Genomic DNA, 11,940 nt, shown 5'->3' on the forward strand with positions numbered 1-11,940 from the left:
ATAAATTATGTACGCGCTTCATTGCAGAAACCAGGATCTGCATGGTATATTACAAATTGAAGCTAATCTGCTGCAAAGTTCTACAACCCAGTATAACTTCACGCATTTTAACTCACAATTAAAAGGCCATGATATCTGTGATGAATCCAGTACAGGTACAACCTCGGAGAACATTATCTCTCTTTGGTTGTGCCTTTTGTTTTTTATGATCAGGACAGAACCGGTATCTCACCTTAACACTATGGCCCTCATTCCATTCATCTTATTATGTGGAAATATACAAAGGAGGATTAATACTATGCAATTAGAAGCCATTTATCATCACCCTAAACAGCAGTGGTCCTGTGCTTATGACAAGGATACCATTATCATTCGGATTCGCACCAAAAGAGATGACGTTCATAAGGTCTCCATTATAACCGGAGATAAATACGACTGGGAGCGAACTAAAAAATACATACCCCTTAGCAAGATGACCTCCGATTCCATGTTCGACTATTTCAGCTGTGAAGTACAGCCGCCTTACCGTCGCCTGCGCTACGCCTTCCTGCTGGAAGATGGGGAAGAGAGCATATGGATGGATGAGAATAACTTTCTCGAGGAAGAGCCTGACAATCCGGACCGTATGTTTGAATTCCCGTATATAAATGGAGTGGATGTATTTACCCCGCCGGCTTGGGTGAAGGACGCTATATTTTATCAGATCTTCCCGGAGCGTTTTGCCAACGGTGACAAGAGTAATGATCCGGAGAATGTACTGCCTTGGGGCGGCAAGCCTGAGCGTGATAACTTTTTTGGAGGCGATCTTCAAGGGGTCATTGATCACCTGGATTATTTGAGCGAGCTCGGAATTACAGCCATTTATTTTACTCCGATCTTTGAAGCGACCACCAACCACAAGTATGACACCGAGGATTATATGCGGATTGACCCGCACTTTGGCGATGCCGACACATTGAAGAAGCTGGTGAAGCAGTGCCATAAGCGCGGTATCCGAGTACTGCTTGATGCGGTGTTTAACCATTCCGGCCGTACATTCAAGCCCTTCGTTGATCTGCAGAAGAATGGCGAGCAGTCCAAATACAAGGATTGGTTCTATATTCGCAGCTTCCCGATTGAAGTCGTTGACGGCATTCCAAGCTATGAAACGTTCTCTTTTGAGCCGCTCATGCCGAAGCTGAACACCGAGAATCCTGAGGTCAAGGAATATCTTCTGAATGTGGCGGAGTACTGGATTAAGGAGATCGGAGTAGACGGCTGGCGTCTTGATGTGGCGAATGAGGTAGATCATGAATTTTGGAGAGAATTCCGTCACACCGTCAAAAAGGTAAATCCGGATGCCTACATCCTTGGAGAAGTGTGGAATGATGCTTCCCCATGGCTGCAAGGGGATCAATTCGATGCGGCTATGAACTATCCGTTTACCAATGCAGTCGTTGACTTCTTCATCAAGGATGAGATTGACGCTTATCATTTTGCCAATTCGATCGGGCGGCAGCTATCCCGTTACTCGCTTCAAGCGACAGAGGTAGCCTTCAACCTTCTGGATAGCCACGATACCCCCCGCCTGCTCACCTTGAGCAAGGGAGACAAACGCAAAATGAAGCTGGCCGCCCTCTTCCAGTTCACTTATATCGGTACTCCTTGTATTTACTATGGAGATGAGATCGGGATGGATGGAGAACACGACCCGGGCTGCCGCAAATGTATGGAATGGGATGAATCCAAACAGGACCGTGAGCTGTTCACTTACTATCAGCATCTGATTGAATTGCGCAAATCTCATCCTGCCCTTCGTACTGGCAGTGTTCACTTCCTTGAAGCTGAGCAGGACGGCAAGAAGCTGGCCTACGCACGGAAAGACGAGAATGAAACCATCGTTATATTGACCAGCACTTCCGAGGATCCAGAATCCTTCGCTGTTCAGGTGGATGGAGCCTCTTACCTCGATCTCCTGTCCGGTAATGAATGGCCGGTTACGAACGGTAAGCTGAACATGGAGCTCCCTCCATTCGGTTATGCGGTTCTGAAATCTGTATAAGTACACACAGCCGGATGTTATCCTTCCTTGTGATTTACTTTCCCAGGGAAGCAGCATCTGGCTTTTTTATGCAAATGGAGCTTACGGTTGATTTATATATCACTATATCGTAATATTACAATATAATGATTTATAATAACAAATGAATCATAATTTTAAGTTTTCATAACGATTCGTTTATTACCCATCACCTTGAAGTTCTTAAGAGGAGGCTGTTATCAGTGGATAATAATATCAAAATATATAACGAAATGGCCGAATGTCTGAAGGCGCTGGCCCATCCGGTTCGGCTATGTATTTTAAGGGGACTGCTTCAGAAGGGCAGCTGTAACGTCAGCTACATGCAGGAATGTCTGGAGCTTCCTCAATCGACCGTATCCCAGCATCTGCAGAAGCTGCGGAGCCTGGGCATTGTCGAGGCTGAACGGCATGGACTCGAAGTGACTTATTCCGTAAAAGATCCCCGAGTTAAAGGGATTATCGAAGTATTTTTTCAGGAGGAAGAGAAATGAGTAAAAAGGTAATTATTGTCGGCGGCGTTGCTGGCGGCGCTTCTGCTGCTGCACGGCTGCGGCGGCTGGATGAAACAGCACATATCATCATGTTCGAACGGGACGAGTACATCTCATTTGCCAATTGCGGACTTCCCTACTACATCGGAAATACGATTCAGGACCGCTCCAAACTGATTGTTCAAACACCGGAAGCGATGACGAAGCGTTTTAATCTGGATATTCGCACTCGAAGTGAAGTCATCTCCATTGATCCTGACGCCAAAAAGGTAACGGTTAGAAGCTTGGAGCATGGAACCTACGAGGAGACCTACGATGCACTTGTGCTCTCACCCGGAGCCAGACCCATTCGTCCGGAGCTGCCAGGCATTGATCTTCCGCATATCTATTCCGTACGCAACATTCCGGACACCGATCGGATTAAGCAGCAGGTCATCTCGCCAGACACCCGCTCTGCGATTGTTATCGGCGGAGGATATATCGGTGTGGAGATGGCTGAGAACCTGAAGCTGGCTGGCCTTGAAGTGACACTCGTGCAATCTGGACCGCAGATTATGAATTCCTTTGACCCGGAAATGGCAGGGATGCTGGCGAAGGAAATGGAAGAGCAAGGTGTACAGCTGATCCTTAATGATAAGGTGCGGTCGTTTAAGGAGCATGGCGTTCAAGTTGAAGCGTTACTGGAGAGCGGACAGACGCTGCATAGCGATATCGTTATTCTTGCTGTAGGGGTTGCACCGGATACAGGCTTCCTGACAGGAAGCGGCATCAAGCTGGGAGCGCGCGGTCATATCCAGGTGAACGAAGCACTTGAGACCAACGTGGAAGGGGTCTATGCCGTAGGAGACGCTGTCGAGATTCATGCGGGTAACGGAAAGACAGCTATCCCTCTTGCCGGACCGGCAAATAAGCAGGGAAGAATTGCGGCTGACCGCATTGCAGGTCTAAGCACAACATACAGCGTATCTCAAGGAACCTCTATTATTAAAGTGTTTGATGTGACAGGAGCCCAAACCGGGCTAAGTGAGAAAACGTTGAAATTACTTGGGCTAGCATATCATGCAGTTTACATTCATCCGAATGCACATGCCGCATATTACCCTGGCGCAACTCCCCTTACGATGAAGCTGCTCTTTGATTCCGAGGGTAAGATTCTGGGGGCTTCAGCTGTCGGGCGTACAGGAGTAGATAAACGGATAGATGATATTGCAGCTGTGCTGCATTTTGGAGGGACGGTCACCGACTTAACCGAGCTGGATCTTGCTTATGCCCCGCCCTTCTCATCTGCCAAGGATCCCGTCAATATGCTTGGATATGTTGCCGAGAATGTGGTAACCGGGAAAACGACGGTATATGTGAGCGAAGACTTGCAGAACCGAAATCCGGACACGACACTGCTCGTCGATGTCAGATCAGAGCTCGAGCATCAGAACGGTCACATCCCTGATTCGGTTAATATTCCGGTCGATGAGCTGAGAGATCGATTATCTGAGCTGGATCGAAATAAAGAAATCTGGGTGTATTGCCAGGTGGGGCTGCGCGGATACACATCAGCCCGTATTCTGCAGCAGCACGGATATCGGGTCCGCAACCTGACAGGAGGATATAAAACCTATATGATGAACAAATTTGAGCCAAAAAAGCCGGACAGAAAGGAAGCTTCCACTGAAATCGGACAAAAGCCTGAATCTCCAGCTAAGGAAAAAGGATCAGGAACAGAATCACGTTCCGGCTCCGCTGTGACCGCATCCCCTGCCTCCGTTCCGGTGGTCGAGAAGGAAAGCTCCATACCAGAAGGTATGCCTATCCATGCAAATATGAAGCTGGATGCATGCGGCTTGTCCTGTCCTGGGCCTCTTGTGGAAGCGAAGCAAGCGATGGATGGGCTTGCAGCAGGACAGATCCTGCATATTACCGCTACCGACCCCGGCTTTTATGAAGATGTACAATCCTTTGCCCGTATGTCGGGTCATGAAGTACTGTCCGTAATTAAACAGCCGAACGGAGAAATAAGCGCACATCTGAAAAAGGATGGCGTTAAGCAACAAGCTGCTGTGCTTTCACTGCAAAATGAGTCCCAAGCCTTCGCAAGACCGGAAGGCACTACCATGGTCGTATTCAGCGGCGATCTGGATAAAGCGATCGCTTCCTTCATTATTGCAAACGGTGCTGCAGCAAGCGGCAAGAAGGTTACCCTGTTCTTCACCTTCTGGGGACTGAATATTCTTCGGAAAACCGAGCCGGTGGATGTGAAGAAGAACTTCATGGGGCGCATGTTCGGAATGATGATGCCAAGAGGAAGCCGGAAGCTTGGCCTCTCTCGTATGAACATGCTGGGTGCAGGCTCCAAGATGATTCGCAGTGTGATGAAGCGAAGCAACATCTCCTCGCTGGAAGAGCTGATGGACACCGCAGTTTCTCAGGGTGTTGAGCTTGTCGCTTGCCAGATGTCGATGGATGTAATGGGCATCAAGCACGAAGAGCTGATCGATGGGGTGAAGATCGGCGGTGTCGGGTACTATTTGGGACAAGCCGATCAATCCGGAATTAATTTGTTTATCTAAAATTTAAATTAACAAGAGGAGCAGCACTCATGGTTAATACCACGAGAGCTGCTCCCTTTGCTATCCCCGATCTGGAGTTCGGAGACGTCTTTAAATCGCTGATTTCTCCAGTCTTTTTTTATTCATATACATAATGACGCCGACGAGCATAATTCCGATAGCGGTGAGCACTGCAGCCGATACGTATGCACTTGTAAATGCTCCTGTCGTTTCTTTATAGTAGGAGGCAATCCGCGGGCCCACAAATGAACCGCCGGAATAACCAACAAACACGATCGCATAATTGATACCCAGATTCTTAGGTCCAAACGACTTGCTCGTCAGTGGAGGGAACACAACAAGTAAACCCCCAAAGGAAAAACCAAGCAATATGATACAGATTGCAAAGAATGTATAATCCTTAGCTACCGTCATCAATAGAAGTGCCGCAATGGTCATGAGCAGACTTACAAGCAATGCGGCGTAGTCACCAAATTTATCGTAAATGACGCCAAAGCTGAGTCTACCAACAAAGTTGGCAAGCGTACTGATGCTGACAATGATTGCACCTGCTGCAGCTGTTAATCCAATCTGGTCCTGAGCTATAATGGAAGCCGAGCTGACCATCATGGTACCCGCTGTACTTGCGCTGACCAGCGTTAAGAAGAGCAGATAGAACAGCGGTGATTTCAGCATTTCCTTCCAGTTATAATTCATCACCGTGCCCGTTGAAGTGCTGCCGGAGGTGGATTGATCCGGATTCCAGCCCTTAGGTCTGTAATCCGCAGGCGGAGAGACTAACAACCACCCCGTAAGGAGAATCGCAATGGTATAGAATATCCCCAGGATCTGATAGGATGATACAACCCCCATCCGTTCAATCAACGTTGCAGAAACCGGTGACAGAATAAACGGACCAATTGCCGCACTGGACAATAATAGACCGGAAATTTTCCCACCCTTATCGGGGAACCAACGGACCGCTGTAACAAGGGCGGAGTTGTACATCAGTCCTGCTCCTCCACCGGCAATCAAGCTAAAGGTTACATAGAACATCGGAATACTTTGGACATAACCAGTAAGAAACCAACCAAGTCCGAATAGTACACCCCCTACATACATTAACACTCTAGCGCCATATTTATCCGTTATTCCTCCTGCATAAATAGCAATCAAAGCAAAAATCAAGGTGTACAAGGAATAAGCCAAGTTGTAATCTGATGTGGCCCATCCATGAGCTTTGGTCATCGGATCCGAAAATACACTGTAGATGGCTACAGAGGATACACAGAATATAATAATCCAAGCTGCTGCAAAAACAGCCCATCGGTTAAACTGTTTGGGTTGAGATGACATGCATAACATCCCCTTTCTCTTTTTTCAACTCATTTTTTGAAAGCGTTTACTCAAAGAGGCGTCACAACTTATAGAAGCAACTATTACAATAAGAAATCCCCTGTAGGGTCGTTGGCCATGACTTCTCGATTCATTAAATTGTCCCTATATACACATCATAAAATTGACGGAATTGTGACATCGCTCTTTCTTCCCCTATCTTATAAGAATATAATAACAATGTATAATACATATTTATTAATAAAATCATTCCATTGAGGTTATCAATTATAGAAAGCAGGTTACAACGATATGGAACTTCAGCAGCTTCGCTACTTTCAAGTTACCGCCCGCTGTGAACACATGACGAAGGCAGCTCAGGAACTCAATGTTTCTCAGCCTGCACTAAGCAAAACCATTGCCCGCCTTGAAGAAGGACTCGGAGCACCACTCTTCCATCGGGAAGGCAGACAAATCAGACTCAATAATTTCGGGAGTTCGTTTCTTGTACGAGTCGATCGTATCTTTCAAGAGATTGAAGAAGGTCAGCGCCAAATTCGCGATATGTCCGGTCTCGATAATGGCATCATATCGGTTGGCATTTCGTTGCCGCATATTTTGCCCTTTCTGCTGACTGATTTCTTGAAGCTCCACCCCAAGGTCGAAATCAAGCAATATCAAATTCATTCAAAAGATATGAGGGGCCCGCTTGAACAAGGCAGTATGGACATATGCATTTCCTCCAGCCCTATATTTGGAGGTCATATCGAATGGATGCCGCTGCTTGAAGAGGAGATTTTCCTCTCCGTTCCGAGCAACCACCCCTTTGCAGACCGCAACAGCATTTCTCTCGAAGAAGTCAAGGATGAGATCTTTATTAATCGTTTTATTGGATATGAATTTCGGGATCTATGTGATCACTTCTGCAGTCAGGCTGGATTTACAGCGAACACTTCAATTGAACTGGAGGAGGCAGGGGCGATCCTGCGATTGGTAGAGCTCGGTGCAGGCATCTCTTTTACGCCTCAATTATCTCTACTGAACAAGTGGGGTCCGAATACGGTCCAGCTTCGGATCAGCAACCCGAACTGTAAGCGTACCATCGGTATTGCTTGGAACAAGGAACATTATCTTACCAAAGCGGCCGTGGAATTCCGGCAGTTTACGGTTGATTTTTTTCGCAACATCGTCTCTACGTATTACCATCAAACCTAGAATTACTCGAAATCTTGTTTATAACTTTAAGGTTATAGAATTATGTCTAAATATGTATTAGATATTATATAAGAGAAGTCTATAATTAAACCTGTAAGAGTTAGTTACATTCATCCACTTTACAGGGGGTAATTATAATGAGATTACAAAATAAAGTCGCAATCATTACCGGATCAGCCTCCGGTATGGGTAAAGCGGAAGCGCTTGCATTTGCTAGAGAAGGCGCTAAAGTCATCGTAGCCGATATGAACCTCGAAGGAGCAGAGCAAGTCGCAGCGCAAATTAAAGAGAACGGCGGTCAAGCCGCAGCGGTCAAAGTGAACGTCACTGTGCTGGAAGATCTCTCGAATATGGTTGAATATACGAAGAATACCTTCGGTCAGATTGACATCGTTGTTAACAACGCAGGGATCTTTGACAAGTATACGAACAGTCTGGAAACGACTGAAGAACAATGGGACTTAATGTTCGATATTAATCTCAAAGCCATCTTCCGTATTTCCAATCTAGTACTGCCTCATATGATCGAACGTAAACAAGGAACCATCGTGAATATTGCTTCTATTGCTGGACTCGTTGCCCAGATGGGAGGCGCAGCCTATACTGCATCCAAGCATGGAGTGATTGGTTATACGAAGCATCTCGCGGCAGTGTATGGCAAGCACAATATTAAGATCAATGCGATTTGCCCGGGTACAATCTCTACTCCAATGACAGAAGAGATGCTCAAGACTCGTCCTACCGACAAGATTCCATTGGATCGCTTCGGTCAAGCCCAAGAAGTTGCTGATCTAGCTGTATTCCTCGCTTCTGATGAGGCCAAATTCATGAACGGTGCTATGGTACCGATTGACGGCGGATACACTATCGTTTAATTCTTCTTGATGAACTGAATTCTATTTGTGATAAACAAGCCGGCTCCGCTATATGGAGCTGGCTTTTTTACATGCATGCCAGAGCCCCATCTTACACATAACTAATATGAATCCAGACAAAATCCACATATCTATAATTTATGATATAATGGAAATGCTATTCTTTTTGTGCCTTATCTCGAAAGATTAACGATACATCTTAACTACAAGGAGGCTTACTACAAATCAATGACTACTGAATCTACAACCCATAAGAAATTAGAGGAGATTCCCTTCTCCATTCTGGATCTGGCGACAGTAACAGAAGGGTCCAACATCAGCAGTGCGCTGAAGAACTCCCTTGAGCTGGCTCAGCATGCAGACGAGCTTGGATATAACCGTTTCTGGCTGGCCGAGCATCATAACATGCCGGGGATTGCAAGCTCCGCAACTTCTGTAGTCATCGGACATATTGCAGGCGGGACGAAGCGTATTCGTGTCGGCTCTGGCGGTATTATGCTGCCGAACCATGCCCCTCTCGTTATTGCAGAGCAATTTGGTACACTTGAATCTCTGTATCCGGGACGTATTGATCTTGGCCTTGGACGCGCTCCAGGTTCTGACCAGCTGACATCTCGCGCGCTTCGCCGCGGACCAGGAAGTGACGGTCAGGATTTCCCGCAGCGCCTTGAGGAGCTGCAGCATTATTTTAAGCCGACCTCGACCTCATCAATGCAGGTGCATGCATATCCAGGACGTGGACTCGACATCCCGATCTGGCTGCTCGGGTCAAGCGGCTTCAGTGCTGAGCTCGCGGCTCGCAAAGGTCTCCCGTTTTCTTTTGCCAGCCATTTCGCTCCAGACTATCTGCTGCCTGCGCTGGATTACTACTATAACAACTTCCAGCCTTCAGAAGTGCTAGAGGAGCCTTATGCTATGGTCGCTCTGAACGCTTTTGTGGCAGAGACAGATGCGGAAGCCCATAAGCTTGCGACTTCACATCAGAAGCAATTCCTCAATATGATCCGTGGGCGCTTCGGTCTCATGCAGCCTCCCGTTGACGAACTGGACTGGAATATGCAAGAGAAAGCCATTGTAAAAGGACAGCTCCGCTATTCTGTCATGGGAGATAAGGACAGTGTCCGTGATCAATTGAATCAAATGCTGAAGCAAACCGGCGCTAATGAGTTCATTGTAACCAGCCCGATCTATGATCATCAGGCAAGATTACATTCGATTAAGCTGCTCAGTGAAATATTTAACCAAGCGTAATAAGAACAAGTAAAAAAGCCAAGACGAAATAGGGATTTCAAATGAATTAGATTCCCCTATACATCGTCTTGGCATTTTTTATATTTTGCAGTGTTACACAAGAGATACACCACAGTGGAGCTCGGTATATTCCTTGGCACACGGTGGATTTAACCGTTCCATATTCTTAGGCTCCTGAATTTACACCAGTATGCTTCAACTCTTGAATCCACCTCATTAAGCTTCATCTACCGCTTTCTTAGGCTTGGTTTTTTCCTTCTTCGTGTCTGCCAGCTGTTTCGTCAGCTTCTTGCCCGTTGGCGTCTGTGCAAGTCCGCCCTGTGCGGTCTCCCGATGCCGACTCGGCATTGCGCTCCCCACCTCAAGCATGACGTCGATGACTTCGTCAGAAGGAATCGCGCTTCGCACCCCTGCGAGGGCCATATCTGCAGCTGCAAGCGCTGTAACTGCCCCCAATCCGTTTCGTACAATACACGGAATCTCAACCAGCCCTGCCACCGGATCGCAGATCAATCCAAGTGTATTTTTCAGAGCTAAGCCGACCGCGTGCACGACCTGCTCCGGTGTTCCGCCTCGCAGCTCAACCATTGCCCCTGCTGCCATCCCGATCGCTGATCCGACTTCTGCCTGACATCCTCCCTCGGCACCCGATATGAAGGAATTGTTGGCAATGACATAACCAATGGCCCCAGCAGAGAATAAGCCATTAACCATATGCTCATCTTCCCAGCCAAAACGCTCCTGTGCACTTACGAATACACCGGGAATGATGCCTGCCGAACCCGCCGTAGGCGTTGCCACAATTCTTCCCATGGAAGCATTCACTTCCGACACACCAAGCGCATAGGCCATAGCAAGTGTAGAGGCGTCACCCGAGCAGCTCTGATTGTTCTGCAAATAATGGCGGACCCGCTGGCCGTCTCCACCCGTCAGTCCACTGCGCGAGGTTGTATCCTCGTTCATCCCTTTATTCACAGCCTGCTTCATGACCTGATAGTAATCCGACATCTGCCTCACAACCTCAGCCTCTGGTGTTCCGGTCTCCTTCACCTGTTCTTCAATCATCAGCTCAGCTAGTGTCTTGCCTTCTGCCGTACAGATTGCATTCAGATCCTTTAAGTGCTTAAACCGCATCCGTATCGTCCCCCTTCTTCAAATCAATGACCTTGATATCATAAATATGAGGCAGAGACTTCAGCCTGATGAGCACGTCAGAGGCCGGTATCGTGTCTGTCTCCATCGCTGTCAGTGCTTCCCCATCCCGGCCCTTACGATCGACCTGCATGAAGCCAATGTTAACACCGGACTCACTTATCGCAGATGTTACCGAAGCGATGACTCCGGCTTTGTCCGAGTGTCTCAATACCACCGCAGGAAAATCACCTGTCAGCTGCACACGAAAATCATCCAATAAAGAGACGGTAACGTTTCCTCCACCAATAGAGGCTCCCACCATCGTACAAGCCCGTTCGCCTGCAGACAGCTCAAATTTGACGGTATTCGGATGTGCCGCCGGAAGACCACTCGTGACAAACTCATATTCCATTCCCAGCTTCTCAGCCCATTCCTCTGCATTCGGTATCCGCTCATCATCGGTAGCCATATTCATCAGTCCACTGATCAGCGCCAGATCTGTTCCATGTCCGGTATAAGTGTCGGCAAATGAGCCGTATAATATCATTTTTGCTTTTTCTGGTCTCGTTCCAAGCCACTGCCTGGCGATACGCCCAAGTCTAACAGCCCCTGCAGTATGGGAGCTGGACGGTCCCGTCATTGCCGGTCCGATAATTGAGAATACATCCTTGAACCTTGTCATCATAACTCCCCATTTCGTATTGTTCTATCTTATATTGTGCAGAAATATCCGTTCTTCCACGCAAAAAAGGACAGAGTAAGGGTGTAATCCCCTCTCTCTGTCCTGGTACCTGAAAGTTTCGTCAGAAGTGGCCGGCGCATCGAAATCCGCCCTCACTCTCACTTACCCCTTTGGCGGCGCATCGGCTCTCTCCAGAGTTGCGTCGAATCAAGGTTCTTCTACCTGAGAGATTCTGCTGTATAAGCCGGGTGCTTATCAGCTTGCTCCTTCGGTGTCCCGTGGTTTCCCCACGCGATCTCTCCCATTGATCTTCATCCGCTGTTCTATTCATTTTGAACTTATTTGAAATTAT

At 47.5% G+C, this 11,940-nt stretch carries 9 protein-coding genes and 1 riboswitch; of the genes, 6 read left to right on the top strand and 3 right to left on the bottom strand.

Annotated elements, in window-relative coordinates:
* Positions 1–298 precede the first annotated feature (298 nt).
* From BLW49_RS17210 to BLW49_RS17220, 3 genes are all read left to right on the top strand, one after another.
* Complete coding sequence (locus tag BLW49_RS17210) at positions 299–2,041, top strand: alpha-glycosidase (protein WP_090725782.1); 1,743 nt, start codon at positions 299–301, stop codon at positions 2,039–2,041.
* A gap of 221 nt (positions 2,042–2,262) precedes the next feature.
* Positions 2,263–2,553 carry an ArsR/SmtB family transcription factor gene (locus BLW49_RS17215; RefSeq protein WP_090725784.1) on the top strand — a complete coding sequence of 97 codons (291 nt, stop codon included), beginning with the start codon at positions 2,263–2,265 and terminating at the stop codon, positions 2,551–2,553.
* Positions 2,550–5,117, top strand: coding sequence for an FAD-dependent oxidoreductase (locus BLW49_RS17220; protein WP_090725785.1), 2,568 nt, complete (start codon positions 2,550–2,552; stop codon positions 5,115–5,117). Before BLW49_RS17215 ends, BLW49_RS17220 begins: the two co-directional genes overlap by 4 nt.
* 90 nt (positions 5,118–5,207) lie before the next feature.
* Here the strand turns inward: BLW49_RS17220 and BLW49_RS17225 are convergent, their stop codons facing one another.
* Positions 5,208–6,452, bottom strand: a complete 1,245-nt coding sequence (locus BLW49_RS17225) for an L-lactate MFS transporter (protein ID WP_076314844.1) — start codon at positions 6,450–6,452, stop codon at positions 5,208–5,210.
* 291 nt (positions 6,453–6,743) lie between these two features.
* On the opposite strand from BLW49_RS17225, the gene BLW49_RS17230 reads away from it, so the two are divergent.
* From BLW49_RS17230 to BLW49_RS17240, 3 genes are all read left to right on the top strand, one after another.
* Entirely contained in the window at positions 6,744–7,646 is a 903-nt protein-coding gene (locus BLW49_RS17230) for a LysR family transcriptional regulator (protein ID WP_090725787.1), read from the top strand.
* Positions 7,647–7,783: 137 nt separating this feature from the next.
* Entirely contained in the window at positions 7,784–8,521 is a 738-nt protein-coding gene (locus tag BLW49_RS17235) for an SDR family NAD(P)-dependent oxidoreductase (protein ID WP_177178769.1), read from the top strand.
* Positions 8,522–8,749: 228 nt separating this feature from the next.
* Positions 8,750–9,772: an LLM class flavin-dependent oxidoreductase gene (locus BLW49_RS17240; RefSeq protein WP_076314847.1), complete on the top strand. Its 1,023-nt coding sequence runs from the start codon at positions 8,750–8,752 to the stop codon at positions 9,770–9,772.
* Between the two features lie 216 nt (positions 9,773–9,988).
* Here BLW49_RS17240 and sdaAA read toward each other — a convergent pair whose 3' ends face one another.
* The gene (gene sdaAA, locus BLW49_RS17245) at positions 9,989–10,906 is read right to left on the bottom strand and encodes an L-serine ammonia-lyase, iron-sulfur-dependent, subunit alpha (RefSeq protein ID WP_090725791.1); all 918 of its coding nucleotides are present in this window, start codon (positions 10,904–10,906) and stop codon (positions 9,989–9,991) included.
* A complete protein-coding gene (gene sdaAB, locus BLW49_RS17250; RefSeq protein WP_256209805.1) occupies positions 10,896–11,591 on the bottom strand; it encodes an L-serine ammonia-lyase, iron-sulfur-dependent subunit beta in 696 nt (231 codons plus the stop codon). The genes sdaAA and sdaAB overlap by 11 nt, the downstream gene beginning before the upstream one ends.
* A gap of 198 nt (positions 11,592–11,789) precedes the next feature.
* A riboswitch (glycine riboswitch) is annotated at positions 11,790–11,902 on the bottom strand.
* Between the last annotated feature and the right edge of the window lie 38 nt (positions 11,903–11,940).

The sequence above is a fragment of the Paenibacillus sp. PDC88 genome (assembly GCF_900106725.1).
GTDB classification, from domain to species: Bacteria; Bacillota; Bacilli; order Paenibacillales; family Paenibacillaceae; genus Paenibacillus; species Paenibacillus shunpengii.

What these genes read in the sequence shown, in the direction of transcription:
- BLW49_RS17210 (WP_090725782.1), top strand. Translation starts at nt 299, where the DNA reads ATGCAATTAGAAGCCATTTATCATCACCCTAAACAGCAGTGGTCCTGT.
- BLW49_RS17220 (WP_090725785.1), top strand. Translation starts at nt 2,550, where the DNA reads ATGAGTAAAAAGGTAATTATTGTCGGCGGCGTTGCTGGCGGCGCTTCT.
- BLW49_RS17225 (WP_076314844.1), bottom strand. Translation starts at nt 6,452, where the DNA reads ATGTCATCTCAACCCAAACAGTTTAACCGATGGGCTGTTTTTGCAGCA.
- BLW49_RS17230 (WP_090725787.1), top strand. Translation starts at nt 6,744, where the DNA reads ATGGAACTTCAGCAGCTTCGCTACTTTCAAGTTACCGCCCGCTGTGAA.
- BLW49_RS17235 (WP_177178769.1), top strand. Translation starts at nt 7,784, where the DNA reads ATGAGATTACAAAATAAAGTCGCAATCATTACCGGATCAGCCTCCGGT.
- BLW49_RS17240 (WP_076314847.1), top strand. Translation starts at nt 8,750, where the DNA reads ATGACTACTGAATCTACAACCCATAAGAAATTAGAGGAGATTCCCTTC.
- sdaAA (WP_090725791.1), bottom strand. Translation starts at nt 10,906, where the DNA reads ATGCGGTTTAAGCACTTAAAGGATCTGAATGCAATCTGTACGGCAGAA.
- sdaAB (WP_256209805.1), bottom strand. Translation starts at nt 11,591, where the DNA reads ATGATGACAAGGTTCAAGGATGTATTCTCAATTATCGGACCGGCAATG.